The following is a 17,866-nucleotide window of genomic DNA, read 5'->3' on the forward strand; positions in this document are numbered from 1 at the left end:
GCACCCTGCGGGGTTTTTCTTCGCTTGCTTCACTTAAGCCGGCGCGAAGCCGGCTTTTCGCGAACGCTTACGCGACGGCTGCGCTCACCGGCTCCGTGCCGGCGGCTTCGGCCAGCGCCAGCGCCTTGTCGGTCGCTTCCCACGAGAATTCCGGCTCTTCGCGGCCGAAGTGGCCATAAGCGGCGGTCTTTTCATAGACCGGACGCAGCAGGTCGAGCATCTGGATGATGCCCTTCGGGCGCAAGTCGAAGTGCTCGCGCACGAGCTTCGTGATGGTCGCGTCCGAAACCTTGCCGGTGCCGAACGTGTTGACCATGACCGAGGTCGGCTCGGCCACGCCGATGGCGTACGACACCTGGATCAGGCAGCGCGACGCGAGGCCGGCGGCCACGATGTTCTTCGCGACGTAGCGGCCGGCGTAGGCTGCCGAGCGGTCCACCTTCGACGGATCCTTGCCCGAGAACGCACCGCCGCCGTGCGGGGCTGCGCCGCCGTACGTATCGACGATGATCTTGCGGCCCGTGAGACCGCAATCGCCCTGCGGGCCGCCGATCACGAAGCGACCGGTCGGGTTCACGAGGAACTTGATGTCGCCCTTGATCAGCTCGGAAGGCAGCACCGGCTTGATGACTTCTTCGATCACGGCTTCGCGCAGCGTGCCGAGGTCGATGTCCGGCGAGTGCTGGGTGGAGAGCACGACGGTGTCGATGGCGTGCGGCTTGCCGTCGACGTAGCGGATCGTGACCTGCGACTTCGCGTCCGGGCGCAGCCAGGGCAGACGGCCGTCGCGGCGCAGGTTCGACTGGCGCTCGACCAGACGGTGCGACAGGTGGATCGGCAACGGCATCAGTTCGGGCGTTTCGTCGCACGCATAGCCGAACATCAGGCCCTGGTCGCCGGCGCCCTGGTCGAGGTTGTTGTCGTGCGCGCGGTCCACGCCCTGGGCGATGTCCGGCGACTGCTTGTCGTAGGCGACGAGCACCGCGCAGCCGCGGTAGTCGATGCCGTAGTCGGTGTTGTCGTAGCCGATGCGCTTGATGGTATCGCGCGCGACCTGGATGTAGTCGACGTTGGCAGTCGTGGTGATTTCACCGGCGAGCACGACGAGACCCGTGTTGCAGAGCGTTTCCGCTGCAACGCGCGAGTACTTGTCTTGCGTGAGGATGGCGTCGAGGATCGCGTCCGAGATCTGGTCGGCGACCTTGTCCGGATGGCCTTCGGAGACGGATTCGGAGGTGAAGAAATAGTCGTTTGCCACGTGTATGGCTCCTTGTAGCTGGTGACGGTTGAGTTCACGTAGCCAGCTTCGGGAGCTTTGAAGCGGCGACGCTTTAGCGGAATTGCTGCCCGGTTGCCATGACTCGCGATCGATCACGCGTAGTTCACAGCCCACCGGCTTCGCCCCGCAAGTTGTCTATTAACTCGGCGAAGCCCTTATTATAGCGACTTCCTTAAATTGTCGCAGAGTCTCCCCCGCGTGCCGCCCATCGCCCCTTCCACAGTTCGCAAGCCCTGCAGCGGAGTTGCCACATGATAGGCAAACTCGGCTCCCGTTTCGCCATCGGCCTGCTCAAGCTGTTTGCGATCCTGCCCTATGGCTTCGTCGCGCGTCTGGGCGACGGCCTCGGCTGGCTGCTCTATCAGATCCCGAGCCGGCGCAAGCGCGTCGTTCATACGAATCTGCGCCTGTGCTTCCCCGAGTGGAGCGACGAAAAGCGCGAGGAAGTGGCGGGGCTGCACTTCCGTCACGCGATTCGCAGCTATATGGAGCGCAGCGTGCAATGGTTCGCCTCGGCGAAGAAGCTCGAAAAAATCGTCGAACTCGACAGCGAGATCGATCTCACCGATCGGAACCTGCCGCCCACACTCTTTCTCGGCCTGCATTTCGTGGGCATCGAGGCGGGCTCCATGTTTCTGAACTACTCCCTGCACCGGCCGTGCGGCTCGCTCTACCAGCCGTTCTCGAACCCCGAGTTCGAAGCCGCGGCCAAGGCGGGACGCAGCCGTTTCGGCGCGGAAATGGTGAGCCGCGCGGACAGCGCGCGCGCCGTGCTGCGCTGGCTGCGCGACAAAAAACCCGTGATGCTCGGCGCCGACATGGACTACGGCATGCGCAATTCCACGTTCGTGCCCTTCTTCGGCGTGCCGGCGTGCACGCTCACGGCGGTGGGACGTCTGGCGAAGGTGGGTCATGCGCAGGTGGTACCGTTCATCGGCGAGGTGTTGCCCAATTACAAGGGTTATCGGCTGAAAGTGTTCAAACCTTGGGAAAATTATCCAACCGGCGACGACGATCTCGACGCGCGCCGCATGAACGCCTTCCTCGAAGAACAGATTCCACACATTCCCGAGCAGTACTACTGGGTCCATAAGCGCTTCAAGACGCGGCCGCCAGGCGAGCCGAGCGTCTATAACTGAACGTTGCGCACACGATCGAGGCCCGGGTTTTCGCCCGGGCCTCGCTTACAATGGCGGCATGAAACTCAAATTCACCAAGATGCACGGCGCGGGCAACGACTTCGTCGTGCTCGACGGCTACAGCCAGGACCTCGCGCTCACGCCCGAGCGCGTGCGCGCGCTCGCCGACCGCCACTTCGGCATCGGCGCGGATCAGTTGCTGCTGGTCGAGAAGCCGACCGTGGAAGGCGTGGACTTCCGCTATCGCATCTTCAATTGCGACGGCGGCGAGGTCGAGCACTGCGGCAACGGCGCGCGCTGCTTCGTGAAATTCGTGCGCGACCGCAAGCTCACCGATTCGAACCGCGTGCGCGTGCAGGTGCAGAAGGGCACGATCACGCTCGTCGTGCAGGAAAACGGTGAAGTCGTCGTCGACATGGACCGCCCCGAGTTCGAACCGGCGCTCGTGCCGTTCAACGCGAACGGCCTCGAAGGCCGCCGCGAAGGCAACGACACGCTCTGGCCGCTCGACGTGAACGGCGCCCGGCGCTGGGTGTCGGTCGTCTCGATGGGCAACCCGCACGCGGTGCAGGTCGTGGACGACGTCGAGGCGTACCCGGTGAAGGCCGAAGGCGCGGTCATCGAAACGCATGCGCGTTTCCCGAACAAGGTGAATGCCGGTTTCATGCAGATCGTTTCGCGCCACGAAGTGAAGCTGCGCGTATTCGAGCGCGGCGCAGGCGAAACGCTCGCGTGCGGCACGGGCGCATGCGCGGCCGTGGCGGCGGGCATTCGCCGCGGGCTGCTCGACACGCCCGTGAAGGTGCATACCCACGGCGGCATCCTGACCATCGCCTGGGACGGCGCACGCGATGAATCCGCCGCGCTCACCATGGCGGGCCCGGCTGCCACGGTGTTCGAAGGCGAGATCGAGCTGGCCGACTGACACGCACCATCGGCCTCGTGCGGCGTGCGCAACGAGAGAACGTCGCGCTGCACGAAGACCCGAAAACCATCCACCGCATGACAGACCGCGCGCCGCCGTGCGCGCCTCACAACTACAACGCGTCCACAACATGAACGATCGCGAAGTTGCCGACTATCTGCTCGCCCACCCCGATTTTTTCGTTGAGCATGCCGAACTGCTCGCGACGATCAAGCTAGGCAATCCGCACGGCAAGGCTGCCGTCTCGCTGCAGGAGCGCCAGATGGAAATGCTGCGCGAGAAGAACAAGCATCTCGAGCGGCGTCTCTCCGAGCTGCTGCGCTACGGCCACGAGAACGATTCGATCGCCTCGAAGTTCAACCGCTGGACCACGCGCATGATCGCCGAGCGCGATCCGTACGCGCTGCCGCGCTCGATCACGCAGAACCTGCGCGACGTGTTCGACATGCCGCAAGCCGCGCTGCGCGTGTGGGACGTGGCCGAGTCCTACAGCCAGGCCGACTTCGCGCGCCATACCGGCGAGGAAGTGCGCATCTTTGCGAACAGTCTCGACACGCCGTACTGCGGTGCGAACACCGGCTTCGAGGCCGCGCAATGGCTCGACTCGAGCGACGGCGCCGCCGAATCGGTTGCGATCATCGCGCTGCGCGCCCCCGCTGTGGCCTCGAACGACGCGCCAGTGGGCGAAGCCTTCGGCCTGCTGGTGATGGGCTCGCCCGACCCGCGCCGCTTCCACGAAGGCATGGCCACCGACTTTCTCACGCAGATCGGCGCACTCGCGAGCGCGGCACTCTCGCGCCTGTTGCCGCACTGACACCCGCCCAGGCCGCCCAACGTGAACCCGACCGATCCGATCGCCGCCTATCTCGCGATGCTCGAACACGAGCGGCGGCTCTCGGAGCACACGCTGCGCGGCTACACGCATGAACTCGACGAGCTGAAGAAGCTCGCCAACGGCAAGCCGCTCGAAACGGTCACCGCCGCGCAGGTGCGTGGCGCGGTGGCGCGCGCGCATGCGGGCGGCCTCTCGGCGCGCTCGATCGCGCACCGGCTCTCGGCGTGGCGCGCCTTCTATCGCTGGCTCGCGGGGCGCATCGAGATGGACGCGAATCCCGTGGCCGCCGTGCGTGCGCCCAAGCGCGCCAAGACGCTGCCGAAGGCGCTTTCGGTCGACGACGCCGCGCATCTCATGGAAGCGCCTGCCGTCGCCGGCACAGAGGAAGGCGGCCCCGAGGCGTTGCGCGACCGCGCGATGCTCGAGCTGTTCTACTCGTCCGGGCTGCGGCTCGCCGAACTCGTGGGCCTCGACGTGCGTTACGTGAAGCGCGACGGCTACGAATCGGCGGGCTGGCTCAAGCGCGACGCCGCCGAAGTCGAGGTGCTGGGCAAGGGCAACCGTCACCGCATGGTGCCGGTCGGGCGCAAGGCGCTCGACGCGCTCGACGCCTGGCTCGCCGCTCGCAGCGCCTTCGTGAAGCACGACGACGCCCCGCTCTTTCTCTCCGTGCGCGGCAACCGCATGGCGCCCGGCGTGGTGCGCGAGCGCGTGAAGCGCGCCGCCATCGCGGCGGGCATTCCCGCGAACGTGCACCCGCACGTGCTGCGGCACTCGTTCGCCACCCACCTGCTGCAGTCGAGCGGCGACCTGCGCGCCGTGCAGGAACTGCTCGGTCACGCGAGCATCTCGGCCACCCAGGTCTATACGTCGCTCGACTTTCAGCATCTCGCGAAGGTCTACGACACCGCGCATCCGCGCGCCAAGAAGCGCGATTGATACGCCACGGCGCTCGCGCAACGCTGCGCGACACGAGTGCCGTTACCCAGCATCGAAGCCATCATGAATATCGTCACCCTCAAGCCGTCCAAAGAAAAATCCCTGCTGCGCCGCCATCCGTGGGTCTACGCGAACGCGATCGACCACGTGGAAGGCAAGCCCACGCCAGGCGCGACCGTCATCGTGCGCGCGGCCGACGGCCGCTTTCTCGGGCGCGCCGCCTACAGCCCGCATTCGCAGATCCGCGCGCGCGTGTGGAGCTTCGACGAAAACGAGCCGATCGACCACGCGTTCTTCAAGCGGCGCGTGCAGCGCGCCGTGGCCGACCGCCGCGCGATGGTGAGCGGCACGGGCGCGGTGCGCCTGATCTTCGGCGAGGCCGACGGCCTGCCCGGCCTGATCGTCGACTACTACATCGAAGACGGCGGCGACGGTCGCGGCCAGCTCGTGTGCCAGTTCATGGCGGCGGGCGTCGAGGCGTGGAAGGAGGCGATCGTCGCCGCGCTCACGTCGGCGACGGGCTGCCCGAACGTGTACGAGCGCTCGGACGTGTCGATCCGCGAAAAGGAAGGGCTCGAACAGATCACCGGCCTGCTCGCCGGCGACGAACCGCCCGCCACGATCATCACGAGCGAGAACGGCGTGCGCTATCACGTGGACGTGCGCAACGGCCACAAGACCGGCTTCTACGTGGATCAGCGCGACAACCGCGCGCTCGTGCAGACCTACGCGCGCGAGCGCGAGGTGCTCAACTGCTTCTGCTACACCGGCGGCTTCTCGCTCGCGGCCATGAAGGGCGGTGCGAAACGCGTGGTGTCGATCGATTCCTCGGGCGAAGCGCTCGCCACGGCGCAGAAGAACGTCGAGGCGAACGGCTTCGACGCCGCCCTCGCCGCCTGGCTCGACGCCGACGCCTTCAAGACGCTGCGCCGCCTCTACGACGATGGCGAGCGCTTCGACCTCGTGGTGCTCGATCCGCCCAAGTTCGCGGCCTCGCGCGAGCACGTGGACCGCGCCGCGCGCGCCTACAAGGACATCAATCTCACGGGTTTCAAGCTGCTGCGTCCGGGTGGTCTGCTGTTCACGTACTCGTGCTCGGGTGCGATCGATTCGGCGCTGTTCCAGAAGATCGTGGCCGGCGCCGCCGCCGACGCCAGGGTGGACGCGCGCATCCTCAAGCGCCTTGGCGCGGGTGTGGATCACCCGCTGCTCACGGCGTTCCCGGAAGGCGAATATCTGAAGGGCCTGCTGTTGCAAATCGCCTGAGGCGGCCTTACTTGAGGCTTTTCGGCGGCGCGCCGGAACGCCTTTCGGGCCGTCTGTTCGTGCCCCGATTGGGCCTCGCGCCCGGCCGCCGCATGCGGGCGCGGCGCAGATATGTTTCAATAGGAAGTTATGTTGTAACACTCGAAGGCAGCGACAGCACGAAGCGGCGCGCCTGAACGTACCCCTCGAACACCTACCAGGCAGACAGCATGGCAACCAGCATGATTCCCGTCACCATCCTGACCGGCTTTCTCGGCAGCGGCAAAACCACGCTGCTCAAGCGCATCCTGAACGAGAAGCACGGCATGAAGATCGCCGTGATCGAGAACGAGTTCGGCGAAGAGAACATCGACAACGAAATCCTCGTGCAGGACAGCACCGAGCAGATCATCCAGATGAGCAACGGCTGCATCTGCTGCACGATTCGCGGCGACCTCGCGCGCGTGCTCGGCGACCTCGCGCAGCAAAAGCGCGACGGCAAGCTGGACTTCGACCGCGTGGTGATCGAAACCACCGGCCTCGCCAATCCGGGCCCGGTCGCGCAGACCTTCTTCATGGACAACGAGATCGCCGACGAATTCCTGCTCGACGCGATCATCACGCTCGTGGACGCCAAGCACGGCAACCATCAGCTCGACGAGCACGAAGTGGTGCAGCGCCAGGTCGGTTTCGCCGACCGCCTCTTCATCACGAAGGCCGACCTCGTCGACGAGAATGAACTCGCCGACCTGCGCCATCGCGTGCTGCACATGAATCCGAAGGCGCAGATCCGCCAGGTCAATTTCGGCGAGGCCGACATCAAGGAAGTGTTCGACCTGCGCGGCTTCAACCTGAACGCCAAGCTCGAGATCGACCCCGACTTCCTCGCCGAAGACGATCACGCTCATGCGCATCACGACCATGATCATGACCACGCGCATGATCATGACCACGCCGATTGCGACCACGATCACGGCCAGTGCAGCCACGAAGGCCACGATCACGGCCATCACCATCACGCGCACCACGACGACAAGATCAAGTCGTTCGTCTACCGCAGCGACCGTCCGTTCGATCCGAACCGCCTCGAAGACTTCCTCGGCGGCATCCTGCAGATCTACGGCGAGCGCCTGTTGCGCTACAAGGGCGTGCTCTACATGAAGGGCGTGGACCGCAAGGTGGTGTTCCAGGGCGTGCACCAGATGATGGGCAGCGACCTGGCCGCCAAGTGGCTGCCGATCGAGAAGAAGGGCAGCAAGATGGTGTTCATCGGCATCGAGCTGCCGCAGGACCTCATCACCGACGGGCTCGACGCCTGCCTCGCCTGACGCACTTCCCCGCTTTTCCCGATACGCCCGGCCCGCTGCCGGGCGTTTTCGTCTGGAGTTTGTGCACTGCGACGCGGCGGCGGCGCCGAGTTTGCGGCCTGCGCAAAGATTTCCTTCCGGCTTCGTGCGTCAAATAACGTACCCGACCATCGCTTTTTCACGATTGGCGCGTTATATTTTCTGGATATCGACCGGTTCGCAAACGGCCTGGTAGCAGGCGGGCCACAGCAGGGATTTCCCGCTTGCGGCGCGAGTTTGCGGTTCGGTTACAATACGGCCCCACTGGAAGAGAGGTGCCCCGGAATTCAGCCGAGGGACGCCCCGCCGGCAGCGCATCGCGTCGCAGCGCGCAGTCGGTACGATATATGCCTCAGAAGCATCTGATGACCGGTTTCCAGAGGAGTTCGGCCCCGCAGCGGCGCTTCGGGCGTCACGACAGTTCATCGTCCGTGCCCGCCAGCGCGCATATAACGGCGCGGTAACTGCGCCTGGCAAAGTGGTAAGGGTTGGTAAAGGCCACCGCGGCCACTGCGGGCAACACAAAAGTGCAGGCAAGATGTGCCAGTTTTGCCTCACTCATTGAAGAAGCAAGCCAGATGACGACGAAACGACTCTTGACCGAAGCCGAAATCCTGAAGATGAGCGACAAGGATTACATGAACGAGGATCAGCTCGCCTTCTTCAAGAACCGGCTCGAACAGCTGCAGGCGGAAATCCTCCGCAATGCGGGCCAGACCACTGAGAATCTGCGCGAAACCGTGATCGTTCCCGATCCGGCCGACCGCGCGACGATCGAAGAAGAGCATGCGCTCGAGCTGCGTACGCGCGACCGCGAACGCAAGCTGCTCAAGAAGGTGCAGCAATCGCTCGCGCGCATCGATTCCGGCGACTACGGCTGGTGCGAAGAAACGGGCGAGCCGATCGGCATCCCGCGTCTGCTCGCGCGCCCGACCGCCACGCTCTCGCTCGAAGCGCAAGAGCGCCGCGAACTGCGCCAGAAGCTGTTCGGCGATTGAGCTTTATTCTGGCCGCGAAGCCCTGCTTGCGCGGCTAGCGACTTGCCTTCCCTGTCGAAGCGCACGGAGCCCCGTGCGCTTTTTTCTTTTGCGCGCGTGGCCGCCGCGCCACCGGGCCGGCGTACCGTTTTCTGCGCCGGCGGCCCTTGATATGCCCATTGCCGCCCTAAACTGCAACTGATATGCGCTCGCGGCGCGAGATAGGCGCGCGCGAAGCACCCGGATTCAGGGCAGCGGCGCCCGCAGCGTGCACGGCGCGCGAGCACCGCGGGGCCCACCCGAAAGCGGCAGGCACACCACCTTCGCATCCAACCCGGCATCAACGGTAAAAAGGAACGCACATGGAGCAATTTCACGGCACGACGATCGTATCCGTGCGGCGCGGCGACAAGGTCGCGCTCGGCGGCGACGGCCAGGTCACCCTCGGCAACATCGTCATGAAGGGTGGCGCGAAGAAGGTCCGGCGCATTTACGGCGGCAAGGTCATGGTCGGCTTCGCCGGCGGCACCGCCGACGCGTTCTCGCTGCTCGACCGCTTCGAAGCCAAGCTCGAAAAGCATCAGGGCAACCTCACGCGCGCCGCCGTCGAACTCGCCAAGGATTGGCGCACCGACCGCATGCTGCGCCGCCTCGAAGCCATGCTGATCGCCGCCGACGCGACCACCACGCTCGTGATCACCGGCAACGGCGACGTGCTCGACCCCGAAGAAGGCATCTGCGCGATCGGTTCGGGCGGCGCGTATGCGCAGGCCGCGGCCCGCGCACTCGTGGAGAACACCGAACTCTCGCCGCGCGAGATCGTCGAAAAATCGCTCGAGATCGCGGGCGACATGTGTATCTACACGAATCACAACCGCGTGATCGAAACCATCGAATAACTCGCCAACCGACCGTACCGACGAGAAGGAATCAGGATGAGCACCATGACCCCCGCCGAGATCGTCTCGGAACTCGACAAGCACATCATCGGCCAGGCGAACGCGAAGAAGGCCGTGGCCGTCGCGCTGCGCAACCGCTGGCGCCGCCAGCAGGTCGCCGAGCCGCTGCGCCAGGAAATCACGCCGAAGAACATCCTCATGATCGGGCCGACGGGCGTCGGCAAGACCGAAATCGCGCGGCGTCTCGCGAAGCTCGCGGACGCGCCGTTCATCAAGATCGAAGCGACCAAGTTCACCGAAGTGGGCTACGTGGGCCGCGACGTGGACAGCATCGTGCGCGACCTCATCGAGATCTCGGTGAAGCAGACGCGCGAAACGGAAATGCGCAAGGTGCGCAGCAAGGCCACGGATCAGGCCGAAGACCGCATCCTCGACATCCTGCTGCCGACGGCGCGCCCGGTAGGCTTCGGTTCGTCCGATGCGGGGAGCCACGCCGAAAGCGGCGACAACACGACGCGTCAGACCTTCCGCAAGCGACTGCGCGAAGGCCAGCTCGACGACAAGGAAATCGAGCTGGACGTGGAGCAGCCGCAAGTGGGCATGGACATCATGGGCCCCCCGGGCATGGAAGACATGACCGAGCAGATCCGCTCGATGTTCGCCAATCTCGGCGGCGGCAAGAAAACCCGCCGCAAGGTGAAGGTCAAGGAAGCGCTCAAGCTGCTGACCGACGAGGAAGCCGGCAAGATGCTCAACGACGAAGAGGTCAAGCAAAAGGCCGTGCAGAACGTCGAGCAGAACGGCATCGTGTTCCTCGACGAGATCGACAAGATCGCCTCGCGCAACAACGAGGGCAGCGGCGGCGAAGTTTCGCGTCAGGGCGTGCAGCGCGATCTGCTGCCGCTCGTGGAAGGCACGACCATCAACACGAAATACGGGATGGTGAAGACCGATCACATCCTGTTCATCGCGAGCGGCGCGTTCCATCTCTCGAAGCCGAGCGATCTGATTCCCGAGCTGCAGGGCCGTTTCCCGATTCGCGTGGAACTCGACTCGCTCTCCGTGAAGGACTTCGAAGCGATTCTGGTCGCGACCGACGCGAGCCTCGTGAAGCAGTATCAGGCCCTGCTCGCCACTGAAGACGTGCAGCTCGATTTCGCCGAAGACGGCATTCGCCGCCTCGCGGAAATCGCCTTCTCGGTGAACGAGAAGACCGAGAACATCGGCGCGCGCCGACTCTACACGGTGATCGAAAAGCTGCTGGAAGATGTCTCGTTCGCAGCCGGCAATCACGCCGGCAAGAGCGTGACCATCGACGCCGCCTATGTCGACAATGCACTCGGCGAAGTGGCGCAGGACGAAGACCTGTCGCGTTACGTGCTCTAAACGTTACGCATGGCGCATGAAAAAGGGACCCCGCGGGGTCCCTTTTCTTTTGCCGCGCCTGGGGCAGCCGTGCTTACTGGCGCACCGGGCGTTTCGCGAGCTTGCGCTGCAGCGTGCGCCGGTGCATGTTGAGCGCGCGCGCCGTGGCCGAGATGTTGCCGTTGTGCTCGGCCAGCACGCGCTGGATGTGCTCCCATTCGAGGCGCGCGACCGAGAGCGGCGCCGGGTGCTCGATGGCCTCTTCGGCCTGCATGGCGCTCGCATCGCTTTGGAGTGCCGAGAGAATCATCTCGACGTTGGCGGGCTTGGCCAGATAGTTGTCTGCGCCGTCCTTCACGGCCTGCACCGCCGTGGCGATGCTCGCGTAGCCCGTGAGCACGAGCATGCGTGCGTCCGGCTGCAGTTCGCGCAGCGGCGCGATGAGCGACAGGCCTGAGTCGTTGCCGAGATGCAGGTCCACGGTGATCTGCGAGAACTTCTGCTGGTTGGCGAAGCGAATCGCCTCTTCCGCATTGTGTGCCTGCTTCACCTCGAAGCCGCGCCGCGTGAGGCCGCGCGTGAGGATGTCGGAGAACACTTCGTCGTCGTCGATGACCAGAAAACTCATATCGCTCATGCCTAATTCTCCGTGTTGTTACGCGGCGTCGGGCCGGGTCGGCCCCTCGCCTGATCCAATCTCCGAACCCGCAGGCGCTGCGCCCTCGCGCGCCGCCGCGGAGTTCGCCTGACCCGCCTTGACCGGCTTCGCCGGCAGGCGCAGCACCGCACGGGTGCCGCGCGGGCGGCGCGTGCGCATGCCGCTGCCCGTTACGATGCCGGCCGACGTCTCGTCGTCCGCGCCGCACACTTCGCCCGACGCGCTGCCGGGCGGCGTGACGTCGTTGAGCTCGATCGAGCCGCCAAGCCGTGCCGCCGACGAAAACGCCAGATACAGTCCGACGCCGTGACCGCCCTGGGTGCTGTCCACGGGCGCGGCGCCCAGCGAGGCGCGCAGCGACGACGGAATGCCGGGCCCCGCATCGCAAACTTCGAAGTCGACGTACCCGGCTCGCGCAGCCGCATAGGCGCGCAGCGTCACGAAATCGCGGCTGGCGCGCGCGGCGTTGTCGAGCAGGATGGTGAGGATCTGGCCAACGGCGACGGTGTCGTCGAGAGCGAAGTCGCCCGGTCCATTGTCGAGGAGTTCGAACTTCACGTGCGGATGACGCAGACGCCATTGCTCGACGAACGGCCCGAGCCATTCGCTCACGAGCTGGCGCGCGCCCGTGGACGACGCGCGGCTCCTCAGCCGTGCGAGCGCCGAGGTGCAAAGCGAGATCTGCTTGTCGAGCAGCTCGAGGTCGGCGGCATACGGTTCGAGGCCCTTGTCCGTGCGCGCGACGTCGCGCAGCTCCTCGGTGAGCATGGCGATGGTCGAGAGCGGCGTGCCGATCTCGTGCGCCACGGTGGCGGCCTGCACGCCCAGCGCCACGGCGCGTTCGTCGCGCAGCAGGCGCTGCTGCGCGTCGCCAAGCGCGGTGTCGCGCTGGCGCAGCGCGCGCGACATACGCGCGACGAACCACACGATCAGGCACACGCTCACCATGAAGTTCACCCACATGCCCGCGCGATAGTAGTCGAACAGGTTGGCGGGATTGTCGAGATTGAGCGGCACGTTGTCGAAGCCGAGCAGCACGTAGCAGGCCACCGCGAAGGCCGCGAGCCACGCGGTGAGATACCACGGCAGCACGGCGGCCGCGATGGCGAGCGAGGGCAGGTAGAGCGAGACGAACGGATTGGTCGTGCCGCCGGAAAGAAAGAGCAGCGCGGAAAGCGCGCCGAGATCGACCCAGAGCTGGCCGAACAGTTCGAGATTCGATTCGGGACGATCCTGCGTGACGCGCAGCCAGGTCACGCCGTTGAACGCCACTTCCATGGCGATCACGAACAGCATGGCGGGCAGCGGCAACTGCACGCCGATGAAGAGCTGCACGAACGCGATCGTACAGAGCTGGCCGATGATGGCGAGACTGCGCAGCCAGAACAGATGGCTGAGATTGACGCGAGCACTGACGGTTATGCGATGCATGCTGTCAGTTTACCGGTTAAGACTTATCTGATTCATCATCTTGAAAGGGTTTGCTTCAATCTATGTCATCCGCCGACCACTTTTGCTTCGGCGCTTTCTGACAAGCCAGACGGAACAATGCAAGCCTCGCCCCCTGACGTACTCCACACCGTGCGCAATCTCTTTCTCGATTTCATCGACGCTGCGGCGGCCAGTGGAACCGACGAGGCGACCGATGCGTCCGCACACGAATTGCTGGCCGCCACGCGCGCCGCGCTGCGCGGCCTCGACGACGACGCGCTCATGCACATCGCCGCTCGCGCACAGGACAGCACCCTCGCGCAAGAAGCCGTACGCCTGAGCGCCGCGATCGCCCGGCTCGCCCCGGAGCGCGCCGCCGCGTGGTTCTCAGCGGGCCTCGCGCTGCAGTTTGCAAACCGTCATGCCGAAGCGGTAGAACCTTACCGCCACGCGCTTGGAATCGCGCGTACGTTTCCAAATCTGCGCAACAATCTTGCAACAGCTTTGATGCAGATCAATTTTGGAGACCGCGAGATTCTGTCGCTGCTCGAAGAAACGGTCGCCGAAGAGCCCGCCAACGTCAACGCCTGGATCAACCTGGCGCGCGTGTTCCCAACCGATACCGACGCGGCGCGTCCACTCCACGCCAGTCGCCGCGCGCTCGAACTCGCACCGCGAAGCCCGCTCGCCCTGAACAACCGTGCGATGGCCTGCAAGGAAGCGCAGCAGTGGGACGAGGTCGAACGCGCCGCGCGCGCCGCCTGCCAGTATGCGCCCAACGACGCATCGCTACGCTCGAACCTGTCGATGACCCAGCTTCTGCGCGGCAACTATGCCGAGGGCTGGCCCGGACACGAGATGCGCTGGCAGGGGTCGAGTGAGCTGGCCATGGGCCGCCCGGTGTTCCCGAAGCCCGAGTGGCGAGGCGAGACGCTCGCGGGGCGCACATTGCTGGTCTGGGGCGAACAGGGCATGGGCGACCTGCTGCAATTTTGCCGCTACGTGCCCATGCTCGCCGAACGCGTGCATCGCGAAGGCGGCCGGCTCGTCTGGAATTCGTTTCCGCAGATGGGCGCGCTGCTCGCGCGCAGCCTGGGCCGCCATTGCGACCTGTACTGCGCGGGCGGTCCCGTCGAAAACCTGCCTCCCTACGACTGCGAAATCTCGCTATTGAGCCTGCCACGTATATTCGGCACCGAGGAAGCGACGATCCCGGGCCCCACCGGTTATCTCAAGGCCGATCCCGAGGCGGCGGCGCGCTGGCGCGAGCGCCTTGCGATCGAACCGCGCCTGAAGGTCGGGCTCGCATGGACGGGCAGCCTCACGCACAAACGCAATCCGTTTCGTCGCGTCGGGCTCGAGCGGTATGCCCGGCATTTCGGCGGCATCGAGGGCGTGGCGTTCTATTCGCTGCAGCCCGGCGCACAGCAGGACATCGCCGCGGCGCACGAAGCGGGCTTCGAGGTGACCGACTTCAGCGCTCAGTGGAAGACCTTCGACGACACCGCCGCGTTCGTCGATGCGCTCGACCTGGTGATCTCCGTGTGCACGTCGAGCGCACACCTTGCGGGCGCGCTCGGCAAGCGCGCCTGGGTACTGCTGGACGTGAATCCGCATTGGGTCTGGCTGCTGGATCGGCGCGACAGTCCGTGGTATCCGAATACCCGGCTGTACCGTCAAAAGGTGTTCAGACAGTGGCAACCCGTGCTCGACGAGGTGAGCGCCGATCTCGCGGCGCTCGCGCACGGCGCGCAACGCAACGCGCAACTCGGCGCGCCATTCATGGCATAACGCTCCTGCCCTTCGGCGCGGCGCTCGCTGCCGGCGCCGCCGCCGCCGCGAGGCATTCGGGGCAGAGGCAGCGCCCGCGCGAGTCCAGCTCGCTCGCGGGCAAGGCGGGCAGCGACTTGCACCAGCAATCGAAGGGTTCGGTGTTCCTGCCGCAATCGAAGCTGTTGCCGCAGCGCGGGCAGCGGGCGCTTTTCATGCCGGTGGCGGGCACGGCGGAGGCGGTCATGGCACGCACTCCTCTCGAAGCCATGGGTTGGCGACAGGAAGATGATGCCACAGCCCGCGCGCGGGTCCTGCGCCTCGCTTGCCACGCCCGCCTTTCCCCGCCGATTTCGCCCCGTTTTGCGGCGCTGCCGATACGCCCGCGCCCGTGTTGCGCACGTGCCTCGCCGGGCGTGGGACGCGCGTCGTTTTCCCCGCCGTTTTCCCTGCTGCACCGCGCCAGTCCTGTACAATCCGGCCTGTTTCGACCGTTTTGCGGCCGCGTTCTTCGTGCGCGGATTTTCGTCCGCGAGTTTCGTCTGTTTTTCGTCCAAGTCTCCGCCGCCATGTCCGAGCCCATCGACCTTTCGCAGATCGCCCCCACCCTGAAAGCCGAAATTCTGGCCGAAGCGCTGCCTTACATTCGCCAGTATCACGGCAAGACCGTCGTCATCAAGTACGGCGGCAACGCCATGACCGAAGAGCGGCTCAAGCAGGGCTTCGCGCGCGACGTCATCCTGCTCAAGCTCGTGGGCATCAATCCGGTCATCGTGCACGGCGGCGGCCCGCAGATCGACACGGCGCTCAAGAAGATCGGCAAGCAAGGCACGTTCATCCAGGGCATGCGCGTGACCGACGAAGAAACCATGGAAGTCGTCGAGTGGGTGCTCGGCGGCGAGGTGCAGCAGGACATCGTCACGCTCATCAACCACTTCGGCGGCCACGCGGTCGGCTTGACCGGCAAGGACGGCGGCCTGATCCACGCGCGCAAGCTGATGATGCCGGACCGCGACAACCCCGGTCAGTACGTCGACATCGGCCAGGTGGGCGAAGTCGAGGCGATCAACCCGGCGGTCGTGAAGGCGCTCCAGGACGACGCGTTCATTCCGGTGATCTCGCCGATCGGCTTCGGCGAAGACGGCCTCTCGTACAACATCAACGCGGACCTCGTGGCGGGCAAGCTCGCCGTGGTGCTCAACGCCGAAAAGCTCGTGATGATGACGAACATCCCGGGCGTGATGGACAAGGCAGGCAATCTGCTCACCGACCTCTCGGCGCGCGAGATCGACGCCCTCTTCGAAGACGGCACGATCTCGGGCGGCATGCTGCCGAAGATCTCGTCGGCGCTCGACGCGGCCAAGAGCGGCGTGCGCTCGGTGCACATCATCGACGGCCGTATCGAGCACTCCGTGCTGCTGGAAATCCTGACCGAGCAGCCGTTCGGCACGATGATCCGCTCGCACTAAGCTCCTTGCTCCCGGCGGCGGCGCCGTGCCGCCGCGTCTCACGTCCGCGATGACCGACTCCAGCCTTCATGCCAGGCGTGCCCGGCGCCGGCCGCGCCGCGTCGCCCGTACAGCGGGCGCCCCCACCTTGCGCGGCCCGGGCTACGGCGCCCCCACCTTGCGCGGCCCGGGCTACGGCGCCCCCGTCTGGCTCTTCGATCTCGACAACACGCTGCACAATGCGTCGCGCGCAATCTTCCCGGCCATCAACGCCGGCATGACGCAGTACATCATCGATGCGCTCGGCGTGAGCCGCGACGAAGCCAATCACCTGCGCACGAGCTACACGCGCCGCTACGGCGCGACGCTGCTCGGCCTCACGCGCCATCATCCGATCGACCCGCACGACTTCCTCAAGGTCGTGCACACCTTCGACGACCTGCACGGCATGCTGCACGCCGAGCGCGGCCTCGCCCGCACGCTCGCCGCGCTGCCCGGGCGCAAGATCGTGCTCACCAACGGCCCCGAGGACTACGCGCACGCGGTGCTCGCGGCGCTCGGCATCGAGCGGCTGTTCGAACGCGTGATCGCCATCGAAGGCATGCGCTCGCGCAGCCACTGGCGCGCCAAGCCCGACTGCGCGATGCTGCGCGGCACGCTGCGCCGGGCGGGCGTGGCGCTCGCCGATGCGATCCTGATCGAAGATACGCGCAGCCATCTCAAGCGCTACCGGCGCCTCGGCATCCGCACCGTCTGGATCACCGGGCATTTGCCGGCGCACTTGCCGGGTACCGGCAGGCCGCACTATGTCGATCGTCGCATTCGTTCGCTAAAATCCCTGAAACCAGGCCTGCAGTCGGGACGCTCGAAGTAAAACGGGGGAGCGCCAACCCAGAGGCCAACGCCAGGGACGATATCCATGCAGCCGACAGAAACGCGTGAAGCAGTCGAAGCAGCAGAATCGCCGGGCGCGGCCCGCCGCGCCCCCCGCCCGAAACCGGGCGAACGCCGTATCCACATTCTCCAGACGCTCGCCACCATGCTCGAGGCGCCGCGCGGCGAGAAAATCACCACCGCGGCATTGGCCGCGCGCCTGGGGGTGTCCGAGGCCGCGCTGTATCGCCATTTCGCGAGCAAGGCCCAGATGTACGAGGGCCTGATCGATTTCATCGAGCAGACGCTCTTCGGGCTCATCAACCAGATCGTCGAAAAAGAGCCGAGCGGCGTCCTGCAGGCGCGTGCGATCGCGCTGATGCTCGTCAACTTTTCCACGCGCAACGCCGGCATGACCCGCGTGCTGACCTGCGAAGCCCTCGTGGGCGAGCACGAGCGCCTCGCCGAGCGCGTGAACCAGATGCTCGATCGCGTCGAAGCGTCGCTGCGCCAGTGCCTGCGCGTCGACCTCGCGCAGGAGGCCGAGCGCAAGGCAATTTCGGGGTCTGAACATGTCAGCGCGAAGCCGGCCGCCAAGGGATACGATCCAACGGTCCGGGCGAATCTGGTCGTGCGCTATGTGATCGGTTGCTGGCATCGCTATGCGCAAAGCGGCTTCACGCGTTCACCGAGCGAGCACGCCGACGAGCAGATCCGCATCATTCTTCAATAGCGCG

General features: G+C 65.6%; 17 protein-coding genes. 13 read left to right on the forward strand and 4 right to left on the reverse strand.

Annotation, left to right across the window (positions count from 1 at the left end; all coding sequences use genetic code 11):
* Positions 1–67: 67 nt before the first annotated feature.
* Entirely contained in the window at positions 68–1,258 is a 1,191-nt protein-coding gene (metK, locus tag AB4Y44_RS01615) for a methionine adenosyltransferase (protein ID WP_368698523.1), read from the reverse strand.
* Between the two features lie 272 nt (positions 1,259–1,530).
* On the opposite strand from metK, the gene AB4Y44_RS01620 reads away from it, so the two are divergent.
* From AB4Y44_RS01620 to hslU, 9 genes are all read left to right on the forward strand, one after another.
* Complete coding sequence (locus tag AB4Y44_RS01620; RefSeq protein ID WP_368698524.1) at positions 1,531–2,418, forward strand: lipid A biosynthesis lauroyl acyltransferase; 888 nt, start codon at positions 1,531–1,533, stop codon at positions 2,416–2,418.
* A gap of 58 nt (positions 2,419–2,476) precedes the next feature.
* A complete protein-coding gene (gene dapF, locus AB4Y44_RS01625; RefSeq protein WP_342924427.1) occupies positions 2,477–3,343 on the forward strand; it encodes a diaminopimelate epimerase in 867 nt (288 codons plus the stop codon).
* Between the two features lie 130 nt (positions 3,344–3,473).
* Positions 3,474–4,157: a DUF484 family protein gene (locus tag AB4Y44_RS01630; RefSeq protein ID WP_342924428.1), complete on the forward strand. Its 684-nt coding sequence runs from the start codon at positions 3,474–3,476 to the stop codon at positions 4,155–4,157.
* A gap of 57 nt (positions 4,158–4,214) precedes the next feature.
* Positions 4,215–5,117 carry a tyrosine recombinase XerC gene (gene xerC, locus AB4Y44_RS01635; protein WP_342924435.1) on the forward strand — a complete coding sequence of 301 codons (903 nt, stop codon included), beginning with the start codon at positions 4,215–4,217 and terminating at the stop codon, positions 5,115–5,117.
* Between the two features lie 63 nt (positions 5,118–5,180).
* On the forward strand, positions 5,181–6,383 hold the full coding sequence (locus tag AB4Y44_RS01640) for a class I SAM-dependent rRNA methyltransferase (RefSeq protein ID WP_342924429.1): 1,203 nt from the start codon (positions 5,181–5,183) through the stop codon (positions 6,381–6,383).
* Positions 6,384–6,604: 221 nt separating this feature from the next.
* Positions 6,605–7,690, forward strand: coding sequence for a GTP-binding protein (locus AB4Y44_RS01645; protein ID WP_368689580.1), 1,086 nt, complete (start codon positions 6,605–6,607; stop codon positions 7,688–7,690).
* Between the two features lie 596 nt (positions 7,691–8,286).
* Positions 8,287–8,706, forward strand: a complete 420-nt coding sequence (dksA, locus tag AB4Y44_RS01650; RefSeq protein WP_028203189.1) for an RNA polymerase-binding protein DksA — start codon at positions 8,287–8,289, stop codon at positions 8,704–8,706.
* 341 nt (positions 8,707–9,047) lie between these two features.
* Complete coding sequence (hslV, locus tag AB4Y44_RS01655) at positions 9,048–9,584, forward strand: ATP-dependent protease subunit HslV (protein ID WP_238465739.1); 537 nt, start codon at positions 9,048–9,050, stop codon at positions 9,582–9,584.
* A gap of 36 nt (positions 9,585–9,620) precedes the next feature.
* Positions 9,621–10,970, forward strand: a complete 1,350-nt coding sequence (gene hslU, locus AB4Y44_RS01660; protein WP_342924430.1) for an ATP-dependent protease ATPase subunit HslU — start codon at positions 9,621–9,623, stop codon at positions 10,968–10,970.
* 73 nt (positions 10,971–11,043) lie between these two features.
* On the opposite strand, the gene AB4Y44_RS01665 is transcribed toward hslU, so the two are convergent.
* The gene (locus AB4Y44_RS01665; RefSeq protein WP_028203192.1) at positions 11,044–11,586 is read right to left on the reverse strand and encodes a response regulator transcription factor; all 543 of its coding nucleotides are present in this window, start codon (positions 11,584–11,586) and stop codon (positions 11,044–11,046) included.
* A gap of 18 nt (positions 11,587–11,604) precedes the next feature.
* Positions 11,605–13,038, reverse strand: a complete 1,434-nt coding sequence (locus AB4Y44_RS01670; protein ID WP_368698525.1) for an ATP-binding protein — start codon at positions 13,036–13,038, stop codon at positions 11,605–11,607.
* A gap of 117 nt (positions 13,039–13,155) precedes the next feature.
* On the opposite strand from AB4Y44_RS01670, the gene AB4Y44_RS01675 reads away from it, so the two are divergent.
* Entirely contained in the window at positions 13,156–14,829 is a 1,674-nt protein-coding gene (locus AB4Y44_RS01675) for a hypothetical protein (RefSeq protein ID WP_368698526.1), read from the forward strand.
* On the opposite strand, the gene AB4Y44_RS01680 is transcribed toward AB4Y44_RS01675, so the two are convergent.
* Positions 14,819–15,055 carry a cysteine-rich CWC family protein gene (locus tag AB4Y44_RS01680; protein WP_342920216.1) on the reverse strand — a complete coding sequence of 79 codons (237 nt, stop codon included), beginning with the start codon at positions 15,053–15,055 and terminating at the stop codon, positions 14,819–14,821. The two genes, AB4Y44_RS01675 and AB4Y44_RS01680, sit on opposite strands and share 11 nt — an antisense overlap.
* A gap of 322 nt (positions 15,056–15,377) precedes the next feature.
* On the opposite strand from AB4Y44_RS01680, the gene argB reads away from it, so the two are divergent.
* The 3 genes from argB to slmA are packed head-to-tail and all read left to right on the forward strand — an operon-like array spanning position 15,378 to position 17,862.
* Complete coding sequence (argB, locus tag AB4Y44_RS01685) at positions 15,378–16,277, forward strand: acetylglutamate kinase (protein WP_368689439.1); 900 nt, start codon at positions 15,378–15,380, stop codon at positions 16,275–16,277.
* 49 nt (positions 16,278–16,326) lie between these two features.
* Positions 16,327–17,130, forward strand: coding sequence for a pyrimidine 5'-nucleotidase (locus AB4Y44_RS01690; RefSeq protein WP_368698527.1), 804 nt, complete (start codon positions 16,327–16,329; stop codon positions 17,128–17,130).
* 45 nt (positions 17,131–17,175) lie between these two features.
* Positions 17,176–17,862 carry a nucleoid occlusion factor SlmA gene (gene slmA / locus AB4Y44_RS01695; protein ID WP_342920219.1) on the forward strand — a complete coding sequence of 229 codons (687 nt, stop codon included), beginning with the start codon at positions 17,176–17,178 and terminating at the stop codon, positions 17,860–17,862.
* Positions 17,863–17,866 lie beyond the last annotated feature (4 nt).

This window comes from Paraburkholderia sp. BR10937 (assembly GCF_040965695.1).
Lineage (GTDB): Bacteria > Pseudomonadota > Gammaproteobacteria > Burkholderiales > Burkholderiaceae > Paraburkholderia.